This window comes from Kribbella sp. NPDC026596, assembly GCF_040638415.1.
GTDB lineage: Bacteria > Actinomycetota > Actinomycetes > Propionibacteriales > Kribbellaceae > Kribbella.
This window is the reverse complement of record NZ_JBEZYF010000065.1, coordinates 1-23,410: the sequence shown is the minus strand read 5'-3', so window position 1 is coordinate 23,410 and position 23,410 is coordinate 1. Positions and strand designations below refer to the sequence as shown.

Annotated in this window: 20 protein-coding genes; 7 read left to right on the top strand and 13 right to left on the bottom strand. The window is 68.3% G+C overall.

Annotated features, from left to right (window positions below; genetic code table 11):
* Positions 1-49: 49 nt before the first annotated feature.
* Positions 50-1,426: a PLP-dependent aminotransferase family protein gene (locus AB0E63_RS36610; protein ID WP_360376421.1), complete on the bottom strand. Its 1,377-nt coding sequence runs from the start codon at positions 1,424-1,426 to the stop codon at positions 50-52.
* A gap of 112 nt (positions 1,427-1,538) precedes the next feature.
* Here AB0E63_RS36610 and AB0E63_RS36605 point away from each other — a divergent pair, with 112 nt between their 5' ends.
* The 4 genes from AB0E63_RS36605 to AB0E63_RS36590 all read left to right on the top strand — a co-directional run bounded on the left by AB0E63_RS36605 (position 1,539) and on the right by AB0E63_RS36590 (position 5,317).
* Positions 1,539-2,756: a Tm-1-like ATP-binding domain-containing protein gene (locus AB0E63_RS36605; RefSeq protein ID WP_360376419.1), complete on the top strand. Its 1,218-nt coding sequence runs from the start codon at positions 1,539-1,541 to the stop codon at positions 2,754-2,756.
* Positions 2,757-2,784: 28 nt separating this feature from the next.
* Entirely contained in the window at positions 2,785-3,615 is an 831-nt protein-coding gene (locus AB0E63_RS36600) for a phosphoenolpyruvate hydrolase family protein (RefSeq protein ID WP_360376416.1), read from the top strand.
* Positions 3,616-3,716: 101 nt separating this feature from the next.
* Entirely contained in the window at positions 3,717-4,685 is a 969-nt protein-coding gene (locus AB0E63_RS36595) for a ring-cleaving dioxygenase (RefSeq protein WP_360376414.1), read from the top strand.
* A complete protein-coding gene (locus AB0E63_RS36590; RefSeq protein ID WP_360376412.1) occupies positions 4,682-5,317 on the top strand; it encodes an alpha/beta hydrolase in 636 nt (211 codons plus the stop codon). The genes AB0E63_RS36595 and AB0E63_RS36590 overlap by 4 nt, the downstream gene beginning before the upstream one ends.
* Position 5,318: 1 nt before the next feature.
* On the opposite strand, the gene AB0E63_RS36585 is transcribed toward AB0E63_RS36590, so the two are convergent.
* Complete coding sequence (locus AB0E63_RS36585; protein WP_360376410.1) at positions 5,319-6,014, bottom strand: alpha/beta hydrolase; 696 nt, start codon at positions 6,012-6,014, stop codon at positions 5,319-5,321.
* Positions 6,015-6,128: 114 nt separating this feature from the next.
* Here AB0E63_RS36585 and AB0E63_RS36580 point away from each other — a divergent pair, with 114 nt between their 5' ends.
* Entirely contained in the window at positions 6,129-8,924 is a 2,796-nt protein-coding gene (locus tag AB0E63_RS36580) for an AAA family ATPase (protein ID WP_360376407.1), read from the top strand.
* A 12-nt stretch (positions 8,925-8,936) separates the two neighbouring features.
* Here AB0E63_RS36580 and AB0E63_RS36575 read toward each other — a convergent pair whose 3' ends face one another.
* The 4 genes from AB0E63_RS36575 to AB0E63_RS36560 are packed head-to-tail and all read right to left on the bottom strand — an operon-like array spanning position 8,937 to position 14,096.
* Positions 8,937-10,109 (bottom strand): acyl-CoA dehydrogenase family protein, encoded by a 1,173-nt coding sequence (locus tag AB0E63_RS36575; protein WP_360376405.1) that lies wholly within the window; start codon positions 10,107-10,109, stop codon positions 8,937-8,939.
* A 9-nt stretch (positions 10,110-10,118) separates the two neighbouring features.
* Positions 10,119-10,898: a poly(3-hydroxyalkanoate) depolymerase gene (phaZ, locus tag AB0E63_RS36570; protein WP_360376484.1), complete on the bottom strand. Its 780-nt coding sequence runs from the start codon at positions 10,896-10,898 to the stop codon at positions 10,119-10,121.
* A gap of 7 nt (positions 10,899-10,905) precedes the next feature.
* The gene (locus AB0E63_RS36565; protein ID WP_360376403.1) at positions 10,906-12,594 is read right to left on the bottom strand and encodes an alpha/beta fold hydrolase; all 1,689 of its coding nucleotides are present in this window, start codon (positions 12,592-12,594) and stop codon (positions 10,906-10,908) included.
* Entirely contained in the window at positions 12,591-14,096 is a 1,506-nt protein-coding gene (locus tag AB0E63_RS36560) for a long-chain fatty acid--CoA ligase (RefSeq protein ID WP_360376401.1), read from the bottom strand. The genes AB0E63_RS36565 and AB0E63_RS36560 overlap by 4 nt, the downstream gene beginning before the upstream one ends.
* A 138-nt stretch (positions 14,097-14,234) precedes the next feature.
* Between AB0E63_RS36560 and AB0E63_RS36555 the strand changes: the two genes are divergently transcribed.
* On the top strand, positions 14,235-15,407 hold the full coding sequence (locus tag AB0E63_RS36555; RefSeq protein ID WP_360376399.1) for a helix-turn-helix domain-containing protein: 1,173 nt from the start codon (positions 14,235-14,237) through the stop codon (positions 15,405-15,407).
* A 6-nt stretch (positions 15,408-15,413) separates the two neighbouring features.
* Here AB0E63_RS36555 and AB0E63_RS36550 read toward each other — a convergent pair whose 3' ends face one another.
* Both AB0E63_RS36550 and AB0E63_RS36545 read right to left on the bottom strand, forming a co-directional pair.
* Complete coding sequence (locus AB0E63_RS36550) at positions 15,414-16,733, bottom strand: ABC transporter ATP-binding protein (protein ID WP_360376396.1); 1,320 nt, start codon at positions 16,731-16,733, stop codon at positions 15,414-15,416.
* 495 nt (positions 16,734-17,228) lie between these two features.
* Positions 17,229-17,876, bottom strand: coding sequence for an MSMEG_1061 family FMN-dependent PPOX-type flavoprotein (locus AB0E63_RS36545; RefSeq protein WP_360376393.1), 648 nt, complete (start codon positions 17,874-17,876; stop codon positions 17,229-17,231).
* A 331-nt stretch (positions 17,877-18,207) separates the two neighbouring features.
* On the opposite strand from AB0E63_RS36545, the gene AB0E63_RS36540 reads away from it, so the two are divergent.
* Positions 18,208-19,161, top strand: a complete 954-nt coding sequence (locus AB0E63_RS36540; protein ID WP_360376390.1) for a LysR family transcriptional regulator — start codon at positions 18,208-18,210, stop codon at positions 19,159-19,161.
* Here the strand turns inward: AB0E63_RS36540 and AB0E63_RS36535 are convergent.
* From AB0E63_RS36535 to AB0E63_RS36515, 5 genes are read right to left on the bottom strand one after another with little or no spacing between them, the layout of a single operon-like run.
* The gene (locus tag AB0E63_RS36535; protein WP_360376387.1) at positions 19,145-20,329 is read right to left on the bottom strand and encodes a VWA domain-containing protein; all 1,185 of its coding nucleotides are present in this window, start codon (positions 20,327-20,329) and stop codon (positions 19,145-19,147) included. The two genes, AB0E63_RS36540 and AB0E63_RS36535, sit on opposite strands and share 17 nt — an antisense overlap.
* Positions 20,319-21,008, bottom strand: a complete 690-nt coding sequence (locus AB0E63_RS36530; protein WP_360376385.1) for an SRPBCC family protein — start codon at positions 21,006-21,008, stop codon at positions 20,319-20,321. Before AB0E63_RS36530 ends, AB0E63_RS36535 begins: the two co-directional genes overlap by 11 nt.
* Positions 21,005-21,883 (bottom strand): MoxR family ATPase, encoded by an 879-nt coding sequence (locus AB0E63_RS36525; RefSeq protein ID WP_360376382.1) that lies wholly within the window; start codon positions 21,881-21,883, stop codon positions 21,005-21,007. Before AB0E63_RS36525 ends, AB0E63_RS36530 begins: the two co-directional genes overlap by 4 nt.
* Positions 21,880-22,461 (bottom strand): nucleotidyltransferase family protein, encoded by a 582-nt coding sequence (locus AB0E63_RS36520; RefSeq protein WP_360376379.1) that lies wholly within the window; start codon positions 22,459-22,461, stop codon positions 21,880-21,882. The genes AB0E63_RS36525 and AB0E63_RS36520 overlap by 4 nt, the downstream gene beginning before the upstream one ends.
* 5 nt (positions 22,462-22,466) lie before the next feature.
* A complete protein-coding gene (locus AB0E63_RS36515) occupies positions 22,467-23,354 on the bottom strand; it encodes an XdhC family protein (RefSeq protein WP_360376377.1) in 888 nt (295 codons plus the stop codon).
* Positions 23,355-23,410: the final 56 nt, after the last annotated feature.

Here is a 23,410-nt window from a genome sequence, read left to right as displayed (position 1 = left end):
GGGAGCAGGACGCGAACGGGGACAGTGCCAATTCGGCACTCGTGGGCGTTCAGGCGCGGTGGCCGACGATCCGCCAGGCCTCGGCCAGGGCACCCACCCCGGCCAGCAGTTGGCCGTGATCGGCCGCGAACCCGATGCGCAGGTGATCGTCGAACGCATCGATGCAGCTGAAGGTCGGACCGGGAAGCAACTGCACCCCGAGCCGCTCGGCGCGTTGCACGAGACTGGTCGCGACCGGAGCCGGCAACCGGACCCACAGCGAAGCTCCACCGGCCGGAACCACCGGCTCCCACTCCGGGAGATGCTCCGCGAGCGAGGTGAGCACGAGATCACGAGCAGCGCCCAGAACCCTGCTGCGCTCGGCCCTCGCCTCGTCGATCCGCGGGAGCAACCGGGCGGTGGTCACCTGTGCGAGCAGCGACGTACCGAGGTCTTCGCCTGCCTTGATCGAGGCCAGTGACGCGACCGTGGCCGGGTCGGCCCGCAACCATCCCACGCGCAGGCCGCCCCAGAACGACTTGCTGACCGAACCGACCGTGATCACGCCAGGTCCCCAAGCGGCCATCGGAGTCGCCGGCGGACCGTCGATCATCGCATCGGCCAGCGTCGTGTCATCCAGCACGGTGAGTCCGAGCGTCGTTGCGGTGAGGGCGAGTTGCCGCCGTCGGCCGGCGTTCATCACCGACCCGGTCGGATTGTGCACTGTGGACTGCATCACCAGGAGTTTCGGCTTGGTACGGCGTACCGCCGCGGTCAACTCGGCTGTCTCGATGCCATGCGGTCCTCGCCGGATCGGCTCCAGGCGGGCGCCGGCCGCGCGGAGTACCTCGATCGCGCCACGGAACGACGGCTCCTCCACCAGCGCGACCGATCCCGGCTCCAGCATCGACACGGCGGCCATCCGCATCGCCTGTTGAGCACCGGAGGTGATCAGGATCTGATCCGGCGTGGTGGGCAGGCCGATCGAGCTGTAGTAGCCGGCGACCTCGACCCGCAGCGCGGGCAACCCCTCGGGAAGGTACCCGTGCGACTCGACGAGAGGTGCGAGCTCGGGGCCGACGATCGACGCCGCGTCGACGACCAGGCGGAGCCCGGGGAGCGCGGCGCTGCGCAGATCGATCCGCGAGCCGATGCCGTCCGTCGTCGCCAGGAATGACTCGAAACGGTCGTCGCCGCGGATGCCGAGGAACTGCCGGGCCGAGCTGACGTAGGTGCCGTCACCGCGGCGGCTAGTCAGGATGCCGTCGCCGCGAAGCTCGTCGAACGCTGCTCCGACGGTGTTGCGGCTCACGTCGAGGGCTTCGGCCAGCGACCGCTCCGACGGCAGCCGGACCCCGGCGGCAAGCCTGCCGGAGACCACGAGCATGCGCAGATGACTTGCCAGCTGAGTGTGCAGGGCACCTTCCCCCAGTCCCCACTGTCCCATCAGGCGCACCATCTGATGGACATTCAGCGGAGTGACCATTCGAGGGGAATTGGCTCTCGTTGGCTTCATACCGGTCCTCCATCATGGGACTGAACTTTTTCGGGAGGAGACCATGGCCGCCGTCGCACTCGTAGGCACGCTCGACACCAAGAGCTCCGAATATCAGTTCGTCGCCGAACGACTCCGCGATCTCGGAGTCGAGGTGATCATGATCGACTGCGGAGTACTAGGGGAGCCGGGCTTCGTCCCGCAGATCGATCGCTATCACGTCGCCAGGGTTGCCGGCGAGGATCTCGAGCGACTGGCCTCCGCGGGCGATCGCGGAGCCGCCGTCCAGGCGATGTCGCGCGGCGCGGCACGAGTCGTCGAGCAGTTGTACGGTGACGGCAGGCTACAGGGAGCGATGGCCTTGGGAGGTACGGGCGGAACCTCGCTGGCGGCCGCCGCGTTCCGGCCACTGCCGCTCGGTGTCCCCAAGCTGATCGTCTCCACGGCCGCTGCCGGGGACAATTCGCCGTACGTCGGTGAGACGGATCTGATCCTGGTCCCGAGCGTCGTCGATGTGGCCGGACTGAACCGGATCTCCACCCGGGTCCTCGGCAACGCCGCCGCGGCGATGGCCGGCATGGTGACCGCTGCGCCGATCCAGTCCCGGAGCGACGAGAAGCCGTTGGTGGCGGCAAGCATGTTCGGCGTCACGACCCCCTGTGTCACCCGGGCGCGGGAACAACTGGAGGCGCTGGGGTACGAGGTCCTCGTCTTCCACATGACCGGCGCCGGCGGGCGCACGCTGGAGTCGTTGGTGTCGAATGGCATGCTGGCCGGGGTTCTCGACGTCACCACGACCGAGCTTGCGGATCATCTCGTCGGCGGCATCTTCGATGCCGGACCGGACCGGCTGTGCGCCGCGGCCCGCACCGGCACTCCCGCGGTGGTCTCGCTCGGTGCCTTGGACATGGTCAACTTCGGACCCCCGGAGAGCGTGCCCGAACGCTTCGCGGGTCGCCTGACCTATCAGCACAACGCCACGACAACGCTGATGCGGACGACACCCGAAGAGTGCCGGGAGCTGGGCAGGCAACTGGCCGCGAAGGTCCGCCAGTCGGTCGGAGCCGCCACTGTCTTCCTGCCGCTGGACGGCATCTCGGCGATCGCGGTGAAGGGCGGTCCGTTCTACGACTCGGCCGCCGACCAGGAGCTGTTCGACGCAGTCCGGGCGGGATTGCGTGACAGCGACGTGGACCTGATCGAGCTGAACAGCGACATCAACGCCGTGGAGTTCGCCGACGCCATGGTGCAGCGGCTGCATACGGCGATATCCACCCGGTAACGGCACGAGATCACGAGGGAGATCGAGCATGGGTCGAATCGAGCGCCAGGACATCCTGCGGCGGCTGCGCGGCAAGGTGGAGCGGCACGAGCCGATCGTCGGCGGCGGGGCCGGAACGGGTCTGTCCGCCAAGTGCGAGGAGGCCGGGGGGATCGATCTGATCATCGTCTACAACTCAGGCCGCTTCCGGATGGCGGGTCGTGGCTCGCTGGCCGGGCTGCTCGCCTACGGCAACGCGAACGAGATCGTGCTCGAGATGGCCGGCGAGATCGTCACCGTCGTCGAGCGGACGCCGGTACTGGCCGGCGTCAACGCTACCGATCCGTTCTACCAGCCCGCGACCTTCCTGGATCAGTTGATCGCGGCCGGATACTCCGGCGTACAGAACTTCCCGACCGTGGGACTGATCGACGGCACGTTCAGGCTCAATCTCGAGGAGACCGGCATGGGCTACCAGCGGGAGGTCGAGCTGATCAGGCTCGCGGCCGAGCGGGACCTGCTGACCACGCCGTACGTCTTCTCCGGTGAGGATGCGATCGCGATGGCCGGTGCGGGCGCCGACCTGATCGTGTGCCACATGGGCCTGACAACCGGTGGACAGATCGGAGCTGAGACCTCTCGCAGCCTCGACGACTGCGTCCAACTGAGCAACGAATGGTCCGAGGCCGCGCGTTCCGTCCGGGACGACGTCATCGTGCTGGTGCACGGCGGCCCGGTCGCCGAGCCGAGCGACGCCGAGTACGTCCTGCGCAAGACCACCGGAGTTCACGGGTTCTACGGCGCGTCCTCTCTGGAGCGCCTCCCAGTAGAGCGCGCCCTCATCGACCAAACCCGAGCCTTCACTTCAATCACCTTCTAAGCCCCAATTTGGTGTTGTTGGTGCGTGGTGGTGGGTGACGTGCGGTCGTAGTGTCGAGGAGGGGCGGGGCGATGCCGTCCTCGGGCTGAGAGGGATGAGCGATGGTTGACTCGGTTGCGCCGCATGGGTTGCATCACGTGACTGCTATTGCGGAGGATCCGCAGCGCAACGTGGACTTCTACACCACGGTGCTGGGGTTGCGGCTGGTGAAGCGGACGGTCAACTTCGACGCTCCGGATACCTATCACCTGTACTACGGGGATGCCTCGGGTCGGCCGTCGACTCTGTTGACGTTCTTTCCTTGGCCGGGAGCGCCGAACGGCGTGCAGGGGACCGGCCTGACCACAGCAACCGCTTTCAGTGTCCCGCCGGAGTCTCTCGGCTGGTGGCAGCAGCGGCTGCAGACACTTGGAGTCGACGCGGACGAGCCGGTCGCTAGCTCCGACGAGGAGGTCTTGAGACTGCGCGATCCCGACGGCTTGGTGATCGAGTTGGTCGCGTCCGACGGCGACAGCCGGTCCGGTTGGGACGGTGTTGCGGCCATACCGTTCGACAACGCGATCCGGGGGCTCTTCTCGGTCACCATGACGGAGCAGCTGCTCGATCCGACGGCCGAGATGCTCGCAGGCATGCTGGGGATGCAGCACGGCCAGGACACCACCGATGGGTCACGGTTCGTGATGTCCGGCGGAGCCGAGGGTACGGCTGTAGACGTTCGGCCCAGCAACGTGTCTCGCGGAGTCCAGGCGGCCGGAACGGTCCACCACATCGCGTTCCGGGCACCCGACGGCGAGACCCAGGCAAAGTGGCGGATGGAACTGATCGAGGCCGGCGTACAGGTCACCGAGATCCTCGACCGGCAGTACTTCACCTCCATCTACTTCCGTGAACCGGGCGGGGTGCTGCTGGAGATCGCGACCGACCAGCCAGGCTTCACTGTGGACGAACCGCTGCTGGAACTCGGGCAGCACTTGAAGCTTCCACCCTGGCTCGAACCGAACCGCGAGCAGATCCAAGCCTCGTTGCCGGCCCTGCGCGTACCACCGCAGCCGGACAAAGCCGACTCATGAGCGAGGACCCGCTGCGGCGGCCGCACGTCTGGCAGCCGGGCTCGTCCGCGCCGCCGCTCCTGTTGCTGCATGGTACGGGTGGCGACGAGCACGACCTCCTCATACTGCGGCAGCACCTGGCGCCCGACGCACCGGTGCTGTCGCCTCGAGGGACCGTGTCGGAGCAGGGGATGGCACGCTTCTTCCGCAGGCTCGGCGAGGGCGTGTTCGACGAGGACGACATTCGGCTGCGCGCCGACGAGCTCGCCGCCTTCCTCACCGCCGCAGAGCAGAAGTACGACGTGACCGCCGGCTCCTGGCTGGCGGTCGGCTTCTCCAACGGTGCCAACATGGCCTCCGCGCTGCTCCTCCGCCACCCCGAGTCGCTCGCCGGCGCCGTACTGCTGGCCGCGATGGTCCCCTTCGCCAAGGACGAACCCAGGGACCACGCGCTCGCTGGCAAGCGAGTGCTCATCGTCAACGGCGACAGCGACCCGATGGCGACAGCCGAACAGACCAGCAGACTGACCGAGCAACTCCGCCGACGCGACGCCGACGTCGAACTGCTGCCGTTCTCAGGCGGCCACACCATCGACCCTGGCCAACTTCCCCACATCAAGAAGTTCATCGACGCGGGCCGCCCGAGCGGCTAGATCAGGTGAGGGACTCGATCGCGGAGTGGATGAGGTCGGCGACCGCTTGGGGCTGGGAGACGTAGACCGAGTGGCTGCCGGGGACCTCGCGGACCGTTGCGCCGGTGCGCTGGGCCATCTGGCGCTGGGCCGGCGGTGGGATCATCCGGTCGTCGGCGGCGACCAAGTACCAGCTCGGCTTGGAGCGCCAGCCGGGTTCGGTGACGGTGCCGTCGAGAGCGTTGACGCCCCACGGAACCTGGGAGTCGGCCATGAAGGCTGCCTCGTCGGCGGGCAGGTCGCCGGCGAACGAGTCGTGGAACTTGTCGCGGTCCAGGTAGAGGTAGCCGTCGCGAGGCGGCAGAATCGGCGGAACCGGTGCGCCGGGTGCCGGGTTGGCGATGAGGGTGTTGACGGACTCGCCCTTGTCCGGAGCGAACGCCGCGATGTAGACGAGCCCGGCGACGCGCGGGTCGCTGCCGGTCTCGGTGACGACGACTCCGCCGTACGAGTGTCCGACGAGGATCGCCGGGCCGTCGAGTTCGTCGAGCACCTGCTTGGTCGCGGCCACGTCGCCTTCGAGTGACATGGTCGGGTTCTGTACGACGGCCACCCGGTGACCCTGGGCACGGAGACGGTCGTACACACCTCGCCAGCCGGAGCCGTCGACGAAGCCGCCGTGGATGAGTAGGACGGTCGGCAGTGTCGTTGCGGTCATTGCTTCCTCCTCGAAATGTTGGGTACGGCGGCGACGCTACGGATGGGATCGCTCTCATCGCAGCAGGGGAAACCCTCGATCGGGTCCGGCCCGACCCTCGATCGAAGGAGCGGGGTGCCGGATGATGACCTGGTGGACGAGGTATCGGCGGCTGCCTACGGGTTGTACGGTCGCGAGGACGCCGTACGGGTCATTGGCGACCTCTTGGAACACGGTGGCAGCGTGGTCGCGATCGGCGAGCCGGGTGTCGGCAAGAGCAGTCTGCTGAAGGTCGCGGACCAGCTGGCGCAGCGGCGGGGGCGGAGGGTGCTGTCCGTCACGCCCACGCAGTTCGACCTCGGGTTGCCGTTCGCGGGACTGGCCGAGCTGGTGAGTCAGTGTCCGGAGTCAGCGGAGGATCGGCTGCCGGCGCCGCAGCGCCGCGCGCTGGCCGTTGCTCTGCAGCGCACGGAACCCGATGACCGCGAGGTCGACGCCTTGGCGGTGCCGTTGGCGATCCGCACCCTCCTGACCCAGCTGTGCGAGGCCGAGCCGATCCTGCTCGTGATCGACGATCTGCAGTGGCTCGATCAGGCGAGCGTCGGCAGCCTCGGGTTCGCGCTGCGGAACACCGACTCGCGGCGCTTGAGTGTCCTCATCGCATCGCGACCCGATCCGGACTCCGGAGGCGACCTGATCCGGTCCTTGGTGGAGCCGCGCCGGGAGCTCATCCTCGGTGCCTTGCCGGAGTGGGCGATCGGTCAGTTGCTGCGGAAGCGTCTTGGGCCGCGATGGACTCCGCCGATGAGTGCCGGAGTGGCCAGGGCGAGCGGAGGGAACCCGTTCCTCGCCCTGATGATCGCGCAAGCCATGCAGTCCGATGTCTCGAAGTGGCGGTGGAGCGCGCAGCAGGGCCACGATCCGATTTTCCCGGTCCCACCGAGCCTCACCGGACTTCTCTGCGAGAAGGTCGGACTGCTTCCGCGGGGCGCTCGCGACGTTCTGCTGCTGGTGTCCGCGGCGGGACGGCTCACAGTGACGCAGTTGCAGCGGTTCGTCGAGGAGACTCGGCTTCGGTCGGCCCTCGAAGCCGCCGGTGATGCTGACGTGGCGAAGGTCGGCGCCGGGTCGGTGGTCGCGTTCACGCACCCGCTGCTGGCCTCGGCCATGTACGACGTTGCCACGCCGGAAGAACGACGTCATGCGCACCGGGTCCTTGCCGAAAAACTCGAGGATCCGGTCGAGCGCGCACGCCATCGCTCCACGTCGATCACCGCTCCCGACGAAAGGGTGGCGAGTGAGCTGGAACGGGCCGCCGAGACCTCCCGGAGCCGTGGCGCACTGCAACTGGCCGGTGAACTGCTGGAAGGCGCGGCTCTGGCAACCCCTTCCGATGTGGACACCGCCGTCGGCTTTGCTCGCTGGCTCCGGGCCGTGGACACCTATGCCGGCGCCGGCGATCCCTTGGCCGCACGTGCTGCACTGGACAAGGGGTCGGCTTTGGCCGACGAACCGCAGCAGCAAGCCCAAGTGCTGGTACGGCGTGCTCGGCTGGCCGACGACCTGACTGGGGCTCGAGTGCTCGCCGAGCAGGCGTTCCGGATGACGCCGCCTGGCAGTGAGAGCCGCGCCGAGATCCTGCAGGAACTCAGCGAGTACCACCGCATGGAAGGCCACGGCAGGCTCGCGCTGCGGCTGGACCAGATGGCTGTCCGCGAGGCGGCTGCGGTGAACCGTCCGGATATTCAGATCGTCGCGTTGAACCAACTCCAAGGTGTCCAGCGGCTCTGGGGGATCGGCGATCCCAGCGAGACGTTGAGCGAGATCGACCGACTGGTCGAGACTTCGTTGCTGGAACTGTCTCCGGCGGAGTGGGCCTGGGCTCACGGCTTTCATGCGCCCTGGAACGACGAGTCCGCCGAGAGACGCACCCGCGATGGCATCGTGCGGACCATCGACGGCGGGCGGTACGGAGAGCTGTCGGGCCTCTACATCTGTCTGATTCTGAACCTCATCCGCGCCTCCAAGGTCCGCGAAGCCCGGGCGGCTCTGGACGAGGCGGATCGCATGGGTGCCTGGGTGAGCGGCTTTGGCCGCCAAGAAGCCATGGCTCGGGTTCTGGTCACGGAGTACGCGGGAGAGCTGGACGAGGCTCGTGTGTTGGCGCAGGCGGCGGCCGATCAAGCGAGAGCGAGCGGGCTGGTCTACTGGCTGGGTGGCTTCCTGGCACAGCTTGGGTTCATCGAGACTTCTGCCGGGGACTGGCGAGCGGCCCTCGTGCCCTTGCGTGAGCTTGCGCAGATCTTCGCGAGTACCAAGCTGGTCGACCTGGAGCAACTGCTGTGGCCGGTCGACTATGCCGACGCGGCTCTGCAGGTCGGCGCACTGGACGAGGTCGCGAAGGCCATCTCCCTGCTCCGACGTCAGGCAGCGGCCGGCCGGCCCGAAGCGGCCGTCGCGGCGGACCGTTGCCAGGCACTGTTGAGTGCCGCTCGCGGGGAGATCGACAACGCGTTATCCGAGCTTCGCAAACTCGTTGATCGGAAGGGATCCGAGTGTCCGTTCGAAGCGGCCCGGACCCGGCTGGCGCTGGGACAGGTCTGTCGTCGCGCCGGGTACCGAAGCATGGCCGACGAGCAGCTGACCACGGCCGCAGAAGCCTTCGACGAGCTGGGCGTACCGCGATGGGCGGAGCGTGCCCGCCTTGCAGCCGGCCGGATCGGCCTGCAACCCACAACGAAGTTGCTCACAGCAACAGAACGCCGAGTCGCCGAGCTCGTCGCGGCCGGCCGCTCGAACCAGGAGACCGCCGCGGAACTCTTCATGTCCGTCAAGACCGTGGAAGCCAACCTGACCCGGATCTATCGCAAATTCTCGGTCCGAACCCGCACAGAACTAGCCAACAACCTGAAGAGCTCCGACTCACCATGATGAGCGGTCATTTCAGACGAACGCCGATTGGCCGGTGATGGAGCGGCCGACGATGAGGGTGTTCATCTCGCGGGTGCCTTCGTAGGAGTAGATGGCTTCGGCGTCGGCGACGTAGCGGGCCACGTTGTGTTCGAGGAGGATGCCGTTGCCGCCGAGGAGTTCGCGGGCGTAGCCGACGGTTTCGCGCATGCGGACGGTGCAGAAGGCCTTGGCGAGCGAGGCGTGTTCGTCGTACGCGAGACCGGCGTCCTGCAACTGGGAGAGACGGGTGCAGAGGGTTGCGGACGCGGTGGTGTTGGCGAGCATCCGGACGAGCAGGTCCTGGACGAGCTGGAACGACGCGATCTGCCGGCCGAACTGCTCGCGCTCACCTGCGTAGGCAAGCGCATGACGGTAGGCGCCGCGCGCGCATCCGACCGCCATCCACGCGACACCGGCGCGGGTCATCAGCAAGACTTTGGCCGTGTCGCGGAAGGACTGAGCGCCCGCCAGGCGGTTCGTCTCCGGCACCCGTACGCCGTCCAGCGTGATGAGCGCGTTCTGTACGACGCGCAGCGCCATCTTGTCCTCGAGCTTCGTGGTCGTGAATCCCGGTGTGTCCTTCTCGACCACGAAGCCCTTCACCTGTCCGTCCTCGACGTCACGGGCCCAGATCACCGTGAGGTCGGCGAAGGTCGCGTTGCCGATCCACTTCTTCTGCCCGTCCAGCACCCACGTGTTGCCCTCGCGCCGGGCGGTGGTCTGGAGACCGCGTGAGGCGCCGGATCCGACCCCGGGCTCGGTGAGGCCGAACGCACCGATCTTCTCCAGCCGGGCCATCGCCGGCAGCCAGCGTTCCTTCTGCTCCTCGGAGCCGCACAGATAGATCGATCCCATCGAGAGCCCGCTGTGGACGCCGAAGAACGTGGCGATCGACGGGTCCGCCGTACTGAGCTCCATCGAGATCAGGCCGTCGAGCAGGAAGCTCCGCCCGGGGCAGCCGTACCCGGTGTACGGAGTACCGGCGATCCCAAGGTCACGCAGCGCCGGGACGAGTTCGAACGGGAACGCGGCCCGGTTCCAGTAGTCGTTGATGATCGGCGCCACCTGCTTGTCGCCGAACTCGCGGACGGCATGAAGGAGCTCGCGATCGTGGTTGTCCAGTAGCAGTTCGAGGCCGTAGAAATCGATCGGGTCGGTGGTCATGGTTCCCCCTTAGTTAGACAGGAATCGAGTGATGACGGGCACCAGGGCGGGTGCCTCGGTGACGAGCTCGACATGCCCGCCGCGGTAGATGTGCAACTCGGCGTGCGGGATCAGCCGGGCGAGGATCCGCCCGTTGACCACCGGGATGATCGGGTCGTCGTCGCCGGTCAGTACGAGCGTCGGCTGCCGGATCAGGCCGAGGAACGGCAGGCTGGTCCAGCAGGCCCCGGCCGCGAGTTGGTACAGGTAGCCGCGCAGCGATCCGGCCCGCACCTGGTTCTCGAAGACCGCCCGGATCTCCCCAGCGTGCTTCCGGGCGCTGCCGCCGTAGATGGCGCCGGCGATTCCGGCGGCGTACTCGGGATCGCCGAAGCGCCGCGGCGTGAGCATCCGCAGCAGCGTGCTCGGCCGTCCGGGCACCATCAGGACGCCCGTGCCGGTGCTCACCAGAACCAGGCGACGGACCCGCCGCCGGTGCTGGACAGCGAGTTGTTGCGCGAGCGCGCCACCCCACGACAGTCCCAGTACGTCGACCTCGTCGTACCCGAGCTGCGACAGCATCCGGTCGACCATCCACGCGAGTCGGGGGATGCCGTCCGGGAGCAGCCCGGTCTGCGAGCCGCCGACGCCGGGGACGTCGAACCGGATCACCGTCCGGTCGAGCTCGTCGACCACCGGCTGCAGTACCTCGAACCCGGCGCCGATCCCGCAGCACAGCAGCAGCGGCGTACGTCGTACGTCCCCCGGGCGTACGTCGTACCGGATCCGTCTCCCGGCGGCGGTCAGCATCTCCACGTCACGTCTCCCGGACATAGCTGCCGGGCGCGGGTTCGAGCGGCTCCAGCCCGCCACCGCCGAGACTCTCGGGCGCGGCCTTCATCCGACCGCTCCGCCGGCCCAACCAGTCCGCATAGTCGGGCCACCAAGATCCCTGGTCTGTCGTTGCTGTGCGCAACCACTCGTCAGGATCCGGTGGGTTGGCCTCGTTGAGCTGGTACGTCGCCTTCGGATTGCCGGGCGGATTCACCATCGAGGCGATGTGCCCGGCCGTGGACAACACGAACCGGCTCTCCCCGCCGAGCAACTGGGTACTGCGATAGCAGGCCTGCCACGGGCAGATGTGATCGGAGATGCCGGCGATCACGTACGACGGGGTGCCGATCTTCCCGAGGTCGATCGCGGACCCGAGCATGGTCGCCTGACCCGGCTGGGTCAGCGCGTTCGTCATCGCCAACTCGACGAAGCCGCGGTGCAGCGCAGCGGTCATCCGGGTGGTGTCGGCGTTCCAGAACAGCACGTCGAACGCCGCCGGTGGCCGTCCCTGCAGGTAGTTGTTGACCCAGTAACTCCAGATCAGATCGGTCGGGCGCAACCAGGCGAACACCTCGGCGAGCGCCCGGCCGTCCAGGTATCCCCTGGAGGCGGACGAGGCGACGGCCGCGGCGGCCACCCGCTCGTCGAGCGCGGCCGATGCGAATCCGGCGTGCGTCTGGTCGAGCACCGAGACCGCGAGGGTGAACCCGGCGACGCGGTCGAGTTCACCGCGATCGGCGAGATGACCGAGCAGCATCGAGGCCAGGATCCCGCCGGAGCAGGTGGCAAACAGCTGCGTGCTGTCGGTACGGCAGATCCGCTGGACGGCGTCCATCGCGTCGATGATTGCCTGGCCATAGGTGTCGATATTCCAATCGCGGTGCCGGGCGTCCGGGTTCCGCCACGAGATGGTGAACACCTGCTGGCCCTGCTGGACGAAGTACTCGACCATGCTCCGGCCCGGCGCGAGGTCGACAACGTAGTACTTGTTGATCACCGGCGGCACGATCAGCAGCGGTACGGCGCGGACCTTCGGGGTCTGCGGGGTGTACTGGATCAGCTCCAGGACCTCGTTGCGGAACACGACCGCGCCAGCGGTCGCGGCGACCGTCTTGCCGACCTCGAACGCCGTCGGCTCGACCATGCTCGGGACGCGCGGTGCCGTGGCCAGGTCGCGGACCAGGTTGCGGGTTCCGGCGACCGAGCTCAGGCCGGCGGTGTCGATCAGCGCCTTCCAGGCCACCGGGTTGACCAGCGGGTTGTTGCTCGGAGCAAGTGCTTCGACGAGGTTGTCGACGACGAAACCCATCCGTTGCCGGTCCCGCCACTCCAGTTGCGCGTCCGCGGTCAGCGCGCCGGCGGTCTCGGCCGCGGCGAGGTAGGCCTGCACGATCCGGCGCAACACCGGGTTGTGGGTCCACGCGGGGTCGGCGAACCGGCGGTCGCGGCGGGAAGGTGCCCGTTCGGAGTGTCCGATCGCGATCCGGCCGAGCTCGCCGGCCAGGTCTGTGGCGCGCCCGGCAACCGTCCGCGGCCGGCGAGCCAGGCCGGTCGTCATCCGGGCCCAGGAGGCGTTCGGCAGGAACCGGCGCAGCGGGCCGACGGCGGCACTGGTGAGCAGCAGGTCGAGCGGGGCGGCGAGCTCGTCGGCGTGGGCGTTGTGGGTGCTCATCGGAGGACTCCGTCCGGTACGACGACGTCGCGGCGCTGGATCTTGCCGGTGGGTCCCTTCGGCAGATTGTCGACAATCCACACCGCGCGCGGATACTTGTACGCCGCGATCCGGGTCTTGACGAAGTCCCGCAGTTCCTCGGGGGTCGCCGTCGTACCGGGCTTGAGGGCGACGGCGGCGCCGATCTCCTCGCCGAGGGACGCGTGCGGGATGCCGACCACGGCCGCCTCGGCGACCGCCGGGTGCTCGTAGAGGACCTCCTCGACCTCGCGGGGATAGACGTTGTAGCCGCCACGGATGAGCAGGTCCTTCTTCCGGTCGACGATGAAGAAGTAGCCGTCCTCGTCCTGTCGCGCCAGGTCGCCGGTGCTCAGCCACCCGTCGGCGTCGACCGTGGCGGCGGTGGCGTCGGGCTTGTTCCAGTAGCCCTTCATCACGTTGTGCCCACCGATCTGGATCTCGCCGATCTCACCGGCCGGCAGCGGCTGCCGCGTGTCGTCGACGACCCGCATCCGCACGCCCTCGATCGGCGTACCGATCGACCCGGGCTTGCGGACCGCGTCCGGATGGTTGAACGAGGCGACCGGAGATGTCTCGGACAGCCCGTAGCCCTCCAGGATGATGCAGCCGAACGCTTCCTCGAAGGCGCGTAGCACCTCGACCGGAAGGGCCGCCCCGCCGGACACGCAGGTGCGCAGCGTGCTCACGTCGTACTTCTCGCGCTCGGGTACGCCGAGCATGGCGGCGTACATCGTGGGCACGCCCTCGTACACCGTGACGCCGTCGCGGGCGATCACCTCGAGCGCCTTCGCCGGGGCGTAGCGGGGGATGAGGGTCAGTGTCGCGCCGCTGGCGATCGCGGTGTTGAGTCCGCAGGTCAGTCCGAACACATGGAAGAGCGGCAGGCATCCCATCACCACATCGTCCGGGCCGATCCGGAACAGCGTCCGGGCGCTGACTGCCTGGTTGGTGTTGAGGCCGGCGTGGGTCAGCTCGGCGCCCTTCGGCCGGCCGGTGGTGCCGGAGGTGTAGAGGATCACCGCCGTGTCGGAACCGTCCTTGCTGACCGGATCGGCGATCGGTTCGCGGGTCGAGATCACAGCGCGGAACTCGTCCGGTGACACCGTCACCAGCTCGGCGCCCGCGGCCTTGGCGCCGGCTTCGGCTTCGGCGGCCATCTCGTGCCAGGCGAACAGCACCTTGGCGCCCGAGTCGGCGAGGTAGTACTCGACCTCGCGCCGCTTCAGCAACGGATTCATCGGTACGGCGATGCCGCCGGCCCGGAGTGTTCCGTAGAACACGATCGCGAACTCGGGGATGTTCGGCAGCATCAGGCCGACCCGGTCACCGGGCTGCACGCCGTACTCGCGGCGCAGGCTCACGACGCGGGATGCGGCGTCATCGAGTTCGGCGTAGCGCAGGACGTCGTCGTCCAGCCGGATCGCGGGGTGGTCCGGGTACATGGCCGCGGACTCGGTCAGGTTCAGGCTGAGATTCGTCATGGTGTCGCTCCGGGATGGTTCGGGGGGGATCTGACTCCACGATCCGTCCGGGTCCGGCCCGCGTCGATGGTCCGCCGGCCAACGTGGCGGGCGCGCGAGTGTGCCCGTGAACAACGGCCCGGGGCTTATGCTCCGAGGGTGAGCACGGAGCGCGCCAGCTCGGAGATCGAGGATCTTGTCGCCCGGCTCCGGGGCCGGGCCGGCGAGTTCATCGAGGCCATGGCGGCCCAGATCGAGAGCGAGATCGACTTCTACCGCACCGGCGGTCTCGTACCGCCGGCCGAGTTGCGGGCGTCCTGCGGGGCGAACTTCGACTTCATGCTCGAATCACTGGTCGGCGATCGCTCCGACCCGGTGTCCGCCCGCGAGACCGGGCGGCTGCGGGCGGAGCTGGGTGCACCGCTGGCGGACGTGATGGCGGCGTACCGGGTCGGCACGCGCTACCTCTGGGACGCGGTGCTGACCGAGGCCCATTCCGCCGGGATCACCGACCAGGCCCTGGTGCGCGCATCGAGCCGGCTGTGGCAGATGCAGTCGTCCTACACCGACGCGATGACGGATGCCTACCGCGACGTGCAGTCCCGGCGGATGCTGGAGCAGGACCAGCAGCGCTCGGCGTTGGTCGAAGCGTTGCTCGAGGGCCGCGTGAGCGGCGGCGGCACGTTGTGGGAGGCGGCCGAGCTGTTGCGGCTGCCGCACAAGGGACCGTTCGTGGTCGTTGCCGCGGAGGTGCCCGAGGTCGGTCGGCAGGCACTGACCGCGGTGGAGGAGCGGCTGCGGTCTGTCGGTCTCGCGTCTGCCTGGCGACTGTTGCCCGAGCTGCAGATCGGCGTGGTGGGCGTGCCGCCCAGGCGTCTCGCCGTACTGATCGACCTGCTGCGCCAGTCCGCGACCGGTCGCGTCGGCGTCAGTCCGCCGTACGACGAACTCGACGGGACCGGGCAGGCGGTGCGGTTCGCGCGGGTCGCGCTGTCGGGTTCGACGCCGGACTCCCCGGTGGCGCTGTTCGACGAGTCACCGTTGACGATGGCGGCGGTCGCGGCACCGGATGTGATGCAGTACTTCGTCCGGAAGGTGCTCGGTGGGCTCGACGACCTACCGATCGACGACCGTGAGGTGCTGCTCGAGACCTTGGCGGTCTGGTCGACGCATCACGGCTCCGCCACCGAGACCGGCGAGCAGCTCTACTGCCACCCGAACACCGTCCGCCATCGTCTGCGCCGCATCGAGGAACGCACCGGGCGCTCGCTGAGCGATCCACATTCGGTCGCCGAACTCCTCCTCGCCCTGGAAGCTTCCCGCCACGCTTAGCTGACATCAGCGGGTGATGCGGTCGATGCGGCGGCCGCTCTCGTCGAAGATGTGGAGGCGCGAGGTGTCGACGGACAGCCGTACGGTCGCTCCGGTCTGGAGACCGTCCGCGGCGCCCACCTCGATGACCAGGTCGCTCCGGCGATGTGCCGGAGTGGAAGGTTCCTCGGCCGGGGGCTGCGGGGGCCGCCGTCGGAAGGCGGCCTTGACTATCGCTCCCAGTGCTGATGCGAGTGCGGGCGAAGAGGCAGCCGCATGCCGCGTGCGTGTGCCGCTGGCCGGTGATGGCGGAGGTGGCGCCGTCGGCCGTGCCGGGACTGCGCCGACCAGGTCCGGGTTGATCATCTCGAGGTCGCAGTGGACGAACGCGATCCACTGATGACCGTGGAACTCGAGCGTTCGCAACGTTCCCGAGAGTTCGTTGGCGTCGCCGCCGGCGACCGGGGTGAACGCGTCCGAGCGGGCGCCGACGATCACCTGGCGGCCGTCGTTGTGCCTCAGGATCAACGACCGGCGGTCGATCGGCGACAGCGAGATCGTCTGGATGCCGAAGTCGAGGAAGACGCGATGGTGGTCGGTGACTCGGACGGTCGCTGACATCAGGTTGATGCGCGGGCTGCCCATGAATCCCGCAACGAATGCGGTGGCCGGGTCGTTGTAGACCTGGGCGGGCGTGCCGACATCCTCGATCCGGCCTTCGCGCATGATCGCGATCCGGTCCGCCAGGGTGAGGGCCTCGATCTGATCATGGGTGACGTACACCGTGGTGACGTTGAGATCCCGGGCCATCGCCCCGATCTCCTGCCGCAACTCGGTCCGCATGGTCGCGTCGAGGTTGGGCAGCGGCTCGTCCATCAGGAAGATCCGCGGCTGTCTCACCAGCGCCCGTCCGATCGCGACCCGTTGCCGCTGACCGCCGGAGAGCGTTCTCGGCAGCCGGTCGAGAGTCGTGTCGATCCCGAGGATCTTCGCCAGCCCGCTGACCTTGGCGTTCGCTTCGGTGGCGTCTTCGCCGGCGATCTCCAGCGGGAACATGATGTTTCCGCGCGCCGTGCGGTTCGGATACAGGGCGCCGTTCTGAAAGACGAGCGCGACGCCGCGGTCCCGGGGCGGAAGAATTGTGGTCCTGGTGCGGTCGAACCACAATTCTCCCTCGGTGATCTCCTCCAGACCGGCGATCATCCGGAGCAAGGTGGTCTTGCCGCAGCCCGATGGCCCGAGGAGCACCATGAACTCGCCGGCGGCGACCTCGAGCGAAACCCCGTCGACCGCAAGGTATTGGCCGTCGTACACCTTGGACACTGCGTCCAACCTGATTCCTGTCATGACCACCTCCCTCCGACGAACACGGGTGAGTACACAGCCCAGGGATGTGCTTGTCCAGTGCCAGGGACGGGATCGAGTACGGACAACGGTTGCCCGAGGCAATCGGTGAAAGAGATTCACTCCAGGACGGCCGATTTGGAAGCTAGGCAACGGAAACGTTCAGGAACCCAGGGCGGAAGAAGGTCGACTCCGGCGACGGAGTAGCTCAGCAGGTTCGCCTCGCTGGCATCGGTGACGTTCGATCGCGACGGAACGGTTGTTTGCCCGGGACAACGATCCGAACAGGCCCGTACCCGATCAACGTGGGGGCCGTGGAACCACGTCGTACAGCGGCAGTTCCATGAACGCTGGTTCGTTCCTGAGCGGCTGCGGCGAGCTTCGGAAGCGACGTCCTGAAGGCGAATCGGGCGAAGGCTCTGTACGAGCGTTTGGGGTTCCGGGCAATCGCGGACGAGGACCCGAACTCCGGATGCGGGTCGACTGGGTTTCCGGGTCTTACTGTGACGGGTAGAGCTGGGCGTCGATGACCTCCGGGCGGTTGCGGGCTTCTATTGACTGCAGGGACTCGCCTTGGCGCCAGAGGGTGCGGGCGATTTCGGCGTACGGGCGGACGGCTGTTGGGTTCCAGGTGTCGGGTTTCCAGGTTTTGGAGCGGGCGAAGGATTTCGGGCAGTGGAAGAACGTTTCCTCGACCTCTACGACGAGCGCCACGGGGGGTCGGTGCGAGCGCACGACCATGTCGTCGAAGAAGGGTCCGTCGGTGACGATCCTGGCCCGGCCGTTCACCCGTAGCGTCTCGGGCCGTCCCGGGATCACGAAGATCAGCCCGGCATGAGGGTTCCCGAGGATGTTGTGGAAGCCGTCCATGCGGCGGTTGCCCGAGCGTTCCGGGATGGCGAGCGTGACCTCGTCCAGCACCTTCACGAATCCGGGCGGGTCGCCCTTCGGCGATACGTCGCATCGACCGTCCGGCGAGGACGTCGCGATGAACACCAGCGGCGTGCCTTCGATCCACTCGCGGTGCACCTCACTCAGCCGGCTCTCGACCTTGTCGCGCACGATCGGGTCCGGACTAGCGAGCTGCTCCAGTTCGGCCACGCTCCGCACCTCGGGCAACTCCCGCCACCCATCGCCGTCACTCATCCCACTGCCTTCCCACTCGATCCGGTGTCTCGGCATAAGACGAGCGGACAGTCATCCCTGTGACATTGTCACGGGGATGCGGCACTAGGTGGTTGTGACGAGAGTGTTGATGAAGGTGGCGGCGGTTTCGAAGGTCAAGGGTGGTTCTGGGTTCCAGGGGAGGACCTTGCCGGTGCGTACGGCGGGGACGTTCGACCAACCGGACAGGGCTGTTAGCTGCGCTGAGGGCTGTTAGTCGGGTGCACAGGGGCGTTACACATCGTGATGGGGGCTGCGCGACACGTGGCGATCGGGGGCGAAAGGCGGGGCGCGGTTCTACGATGGCGGAACGATGACGCCTACTCAGCTCCGCGCGTTCTCTGCGGTCGTCCGCCTCGGTTCGGTGAAGGCTGCCGCCGCCGAACTCCAGGTCACCGAGGCTGCCGTCTCGCTGCACGTCGCCCAACTGCGCAAGGAACTCGGGGACCAGCTCTTCACCAGGACGGCGTCGGGCCTGGCGTTCACTCCCGGCGGACTGCGGCTCGCCAGCCGCGCCGTCGAACTGCTCGGGCTGCAGAACCGAACGATCCAGGAGGTCAGCCAGGCCGGTCGCGGTCGGCGGCTGATGCGGATCGCGTCCTCGACGTTGTTCGCGGAGCACGCTGCTCCGGGCCTGATCGAACTGTTCGCCGCCCGGGCCGACGACCTGGACGTCGAGCTGAGTGTGCACCATCCGCGCGAGTTCGCCGCGCTGTTGTCCGAACGCGCGGTGGACGTTGCCCTGGGCCCTGTTCCGGCCGACCTGCCGGAGTCGATCCGGCGGATTCCGTTCCTCAACTACCGCCTGGTCGTGGTCGCCGGCAGTGCGCACCCCGCGGCGATCGGCCCGGCCCGGCCGGCGCTGCTACGCGAGCAGACGTGGTTGCTGGGACCCTCGGCGGTCACCGACGGCGCGGTCGCGGCGATGCTGCGCAAGCTGGAGGTTCCGGAGTCGAGGCAGCGGATCTTCCAAAGTCACGCGGCGGCGATCGAGGAGGCGAAGCGTGACGGGGGAGTTGCCGTGGCGCTGTCGTCTGCGGCCGCCGGTGACGTCTCGAGTGGCCGGCTGACGATCGTCACCGGTCGGGGGCTGACGATGGGCGGAGTCTGGACCGCGATGACGCTGCCCGCGCATGCCGTCGTACCAGCGGCCGCCGAGTTGACGCGTTTCATCACCACACCGCGTGCGACCCAGGCGATGCTGCGAGGAGCGGGGGTGACGATCGGGCATTTCCGGCCGTCGATCCACGTCACCTTGTGGAGTTGACCACCTCGGCGAGGCCGTCGAGGGTGTTGCCGGGGAGCAGAGCATCGCAGTACGGCAGGGCAGCGACCAGCGCGCCGGTGAGTGGCTGGTAACCGGGTGCGGCGACTCGCGGGTTCAGCCAGATCACTCGATGGGCTCGTCGTGCCAGCCGCGCCATGGTGCGAGCCAGTTGCTCGGGGTCGTCGCTGTCCCAGCCGTCGGAGGCGATGATCACCACCGCACCACGGACGAGCGCGCCGTACCTCGACTTCAGCAGTGCGCCGAGATTGGTAGCGATCCGGGTCCCGCCGAAGCGGTCCGTGACCAGCTTCGTCGCCTGGTCGACGGCCACCGCGACATCACGATGCGCGAGTACGGCGGTGAGCCGGGTCAACGTGGTCCCGAAGGCGAACACCTCGGCGTCGGCGGTCATCGTTGCCGCGCGCATCAGATGCAGGTACGGCGTGATGAAGGCCTGCATCGACTGGCTGACATCGCACAGCATGACCAGGCGTCGGGGCTTGTGGACAGGTCCGGTACGAACGAGCTCGGTCGGTTCCCAGCCGGTGCTGCGTGAGCGTGCCATGGTGGCCCGGAGATCGATCATCGTCCCACGGCTCCGCGTCGCGAAGCGGCGAGTACGACGGGTTGGCCAGCGCTCGCGAGCACTTTCGAGCCATGCTCCGACTTCCGCCAACTGCACCGGGTCGAGTACGTCGAACGGGGTGTCGCGCAGCCCGGCCAGTGCGCTCGGAAGCCGTTCGGGGACAGCGAGACCGGTGTTCGCCTCTTCGGCGCGGCCCGTGGCTGCGGCCATCGTGATCCACGGCAGACCTGCACCGTCCTGAACCGCCGAAGTTGGTGGCGAGATGGGGCTGGAAGCGCGCTCGAGGGCGGAGTCGAGCGGTCGGCGCCGGGTCTGTGGGTCGACCCGGAGGACCGCGTCGGCGAACACGGCGGCGAACACCGCGTCGTACTTGTCGAGATCCGGCCGGTGGCGAACCAGGGTGACTCGACCGAGCCAGTACAACCGGCGCCGGTCGGGTGCCGGGATCACGGTCAACGCCTCGGTGAAGATCTCGGTCGCGGTGAGATCGACGGCAGCTCCTGCTCGCCGTAGCCGTTCCGAGAACGCTACGGCGAAGGCCGCGCGGTCCACCGCGCGGAACAGGACAGCGTCATCGGACAAGGAAGTAGATCACCACCCCCACGATCACGACGCCCACGAGGACCGGCACCACCCGTCGAGCCACCGACCCACCTGCCAGCTGCATCAGATCGAGCGGAGCTGGTTCCTCGCTGCTGCTTGAAGTCGTGCCCGGCGACGGTTCCGCCACAGTGCTGGCTGGACGAGTAGCAGCGTGCCCGTCGCTCGTCGCGGTGTGCTGCGGTGCGGACACTTGTTCTGCTCCCGAGCCCAGTGCGCCCGCCGCCAGCTTGGCTTCCAGGCAGGTGGTGAACTCTCCGAGGAGCTTCTCGGACACCTGCTTGATCATGCTGCTGCCGAACTGGGCGACCTTGCCGGAGATGGTCAGGTCGGTGTCGACGCTCACCACAGTGCCGGCCGGATCGGGCCTGAGGTCCGCGGTGATCCGCGCGGACGCGTTGCCGGCCCCGCGGGAGTCCTTGCCTTTGGCATCGATCACGGCATGGTGGGTCGCGTCGTCCTTGGCGGTGAACCGGGCGGTGCCGCCGAAGTCGCTGATCACCGGTCCGAGCTTGACCCGGACCTTGCCCTGGTAGGTCTCGCCGTCGAACCCGGTCAGGCTCGCACCCGGCATACACGGCGCGATCGCCTCGAGATCGGTCAGCACCGCCCAGGCCTCGGCCGGCGGTACGCTCACGATGAACTCGTGGGTGATCTTCATCCTGTGCCCTCGCTCGGTTCGAACAGTTCGGTCATGGCGTCCACGTCGTCGGGCGACTTGGCGATCGCCGACAGGGTTCGGAGCGCGTTGTCGCGACCGAGTGAGCTCACACCGAGCGCGCTCAGTGCGGCCACCCAGTCGATCGTCTCGGCCAGCCCCGGCGGCTTGTCGAGATCCAGTTCCCGAGCCCGCCCGACGAAGTCGGTGACACTGCGGACGAGCGCTTCGGCGGCCGCCGGGATCCGGCGCCGGACGATCCGGACCGCTCGGTCGGGAGACGGGAACTCGATCCAGTGGTAGAGACAACGGCGCCGCAGCGCGTCGTGCAGCTCGCGGCTCCGGTTCGAGGTGAGGACGACGTACGGCGGTCTCGCGGAGGCGAACGTACCCAGCTCCGGGATCGTCACCGACGCCTCGCCCAGGAACTCCAGCAGCAGCGCCTCGAATTCGTCGTCGGCCCGGTCGATCTCGTCGAGCAGCAACACCGGCGGCACCGGCCCGGTCGCCGTCACACTGCGCAGGATCGGCCGCTCGATCAGGAACTCGGCGGTGAACAGATCGGCGTCCTCGAGCCGGTCGTGCCGGGATTCGGCCAGCCGGATCGCGAGCAGCTGACGCTGGTAGTTCCATTCGTACAAGGCTTCCCGCGCGGTGAGCCCCTCGTAGCACTGCAGCCGGATCAGGGACGTGCCGAGAACCGTCGCCAGCGTGAGCGCCGACGTCGTCTTCCCGACCCCTGGCTCGCCTTCGAGCAACAGCGGCCGGGGGAGGGTCGACGCGAGGTACAACGCCATGGCGGTGCCTTCGTCGAGCAGGTGCCCGGCCTCGTCGAACCGAGTGACCACCTCCTCGGGATCCTGGAACGGCGCCGTCATCGCCCGATCCCCTGTGCCAGCAGGCTTTCGTAGTCGGCCCAGGTGTCCACGTCGGCCGGCACGTCGTCGTCCACGGGAACCTCGACGGCGGCATGACGGCCCGACTCGATGAGCTTCCAGACCCCCTTGTCCCCGTGCAGATTCGCGAGGTCGGGAAACACCGATCGGGCGAACCAGAAGGGATGGCCGATGCCGTCGCGGTACCGGCAGACAGCGATCGGCGCGTCCGGGCGGATCACCGAGCGGGCCGACTCGGCGACGACTCCGGGCTGGTCGCCGAGCAGGAGCACGATGCCCGCCGCTCGGTCATCGACCGCGTCCAGTGCGGTGACGATCGAGGAAGAGCAGCCGGTCCCGTACGACGGGTTGAGAACTACCGCGGTCCCGGTCAGATCCACCGTTTCACGGACTTGCTCGGCGGCACCGCCGAGGGTGACGAGCAGTTGGTCGAACCCACAGTCCCGTGCAGTGCGCAGTACGGCGTCCAGCAGTGTCGTGCCCTGGTAGGGGAGGAGCTGCTTCGGCCGGCCCAGCCGACGCGACCCACCCGCGGCGAGCACGAGTCCGGTGACGAACATGCCGCTCAACCCGAGACCTGCGCGGCGTGCGCCTCACGGCAGCCGGTTCCGCAGAACCAGTAGGTGGTGCCTTCGACGTCCAGGTGCGGCGTGTCCGGTGTGATCACCACCGACATTCCGCAGACCGGATCAAGGGCCTGTGCAGGCACAGCTGTCTGCCCGGGAGCCGGGCCGAGACCCTCCTGCCGGACCGAGCGGACGATATCGGCGAGAACGGAGAGAGCGATCTCTCCGGGGGTCTCCGCGCCCAGATCCAGGCCGGCCGGGGTTCGGATCCGCGCGCTCTCCTCGTCGGTCAGTCCGAGCTCGGCCAGCACCGCACGACCACGCTTGCTACTGGCAACCAATCCGACGAAGCCGACGCCGGCGTCCAGCGCGGCCCGCAGTGGTCCGGTTTCGTCCCGGCCGAGCCCTGCCACCACGACCGCCAGCGTGCCCGGCGACGGTGGCTTGGTCCCGTCGAGCCGATCGATGGCGAAGCCGGCCGCGGCACCGACGGCGGCGATCGCGTCGGCGATCGGAGTCGATCCCGAGATGCCGAGCAACGGCGGCGGGATCTGTGGTCGCAGGAAGATCTCCAGCGCGCCGCCACTCAGGCAAGGGTTGGTCGCCACCACCGCGCCCGGCACCTCCGGAAAGGCATCCGCCTCGGTGGGCACGACGCGCAGCAGGACCGCGCGGCCGTCGGCGAGGCTGGTGAGGGCGGCCGCGACCACCGACCCCTCGGCGCAGACGCCGCCGACGAACCCCTCGATCGATCCGTCCGCGAGCACGATCGCGTCGTCACCCGGGCGCGCCGAGGTCGGGTGCTCCGCGCGGACGACGGTCGCGTGGACGAAGGGCACCCGCGCACCGGTGAGCTCGGCGACCCGATCCGCGACGGCTGTCTTCATCAGCACCTCACACCGGGGGCCGCGGGTGGCCCTGCATGGCGTCCCAGACTCGCGAC

Bases quoted from the DNA above. Each gene is read 5' to 3' on its own strand.
- AB0E63_RS36610 (WP_360376421.1), bottom strand. From the start codon at position 1,426: ATGGGACAGTGGGGACTGGGGGAAGGTGCCCTGCACACTCAGCTGGCA.
- AB0E63_RS36605 (WP_360376419.1), top strand. From the start codon at position 1,539: ATGGCCGCCGTCGCACTCGTAGGCACGCTCGACACCAAGAGCTCCGAA.
- AB0E63_RS36600 (WP_360376416.1), top strand. From the start codon at position 2,785: ATGGGTCGAATCGAGCGCCAGGACATCCTGCGGCGGCTGCGCGGCAAG.
- AB0E63_RS36595 (WP_360376414.1), top strand. From the start codon at position 3,717: ATGGTTGACTCGGTTGCGCCGCATGGGTTGCATCACGTGACTGCTATT.
- AB0E63_RS36590 (WP_360376412.1), top strand. From the start codon at position 4,682: ATGAGCGAGGACCCGCTGCGGCGGCCGCACGTCTGGCAGCCGGGCTCG.
- AB0E63_RS36585 (WP_360376410.1), bottom strand. From the start codon at position 6,014: ATGACCGCAACGACACTGCCGACCGTCCTACTCATCCACGGCGGCTTC.
- AB0E63_RS36575 (WP_360376405.1), bottom strand. From the start codon at position 10,109: ATGACCACCGACCCGATCGATTTCTACGGCCTCGAACTGCTACTGGAC.
- phaZ (WP_360376484.1), bottom strand. From the start codon at position 10,898: ATGCTGACCGCCGCCGGGAGACGGATCCGGTACGACGTACGCCCGGGG.
- AB0E63_RS36565 (WP_360376403.1), bottom strand. From the start codon at position 12,594: ATGAGCACCCACAACGCCCACGCCGACGAGCTCGCCGCCCCGCTCGAC.
- AB0E63_RS36560 (WP_360376401.1), bottom strand. From the start codon at position 14,096: ATGACGAATCTCAGCCTGAACCTGACCGAGTCCGCGGCCATGTACCCG.
- AB0E63_RS36550 (WP_360376396.1), bottom strand. From the start codon at position 16,733: ATGACAGGAATCAGGTTGGACGCAGTGTCCAAGGTGTACGACGGCCAA.
- AB0E63_RS36545 (WP_360376393.1), bottom strand. From the start codon at position 17,876: ATGAGTGACGGCGATGGGTGGCGGGAGTTGCCCGAGGTGCGGAGCGTG.
- AB0E63_RS36540 (WP_360376390.1), top strand. From the start codon at position 18,208: ATGACGCCTACTCAGCTCCGCGCGTTCTCTGCGGTCGTCCGCCTCGGT.
- AB0E63_RS36530 (WP_360376385.1), bottom strand. From the start codon at position 21,008: ATGAAGATCACCCACGAGTTCATCGTGAGCGTACCGCCGGCCGAGGCC.
- AB0E63_RS36525 (WP_360376382.1), bottom strand. From the start codon at position 21,883: ATGACGGCGCCGTTCCAGGATCCCGAGGAGGTGGTCACTCGGTTCGAC.
- AB0E63_RS36520 (WP_360376379.1), bottom strand. From the start codon at position 22,461: ATGTTCGTCACCGGACTCGTGCTCGCCGCGGGTGGGTCGCGTCGGCTG.
- AB0E63_RS36515 (WP_360376377.1), bottom strand. From the start codon at position 23,354: ATGAAGACAGCCGTCGCGGATCGGGTCGCCGAGCTCACCGGTGCGCGG.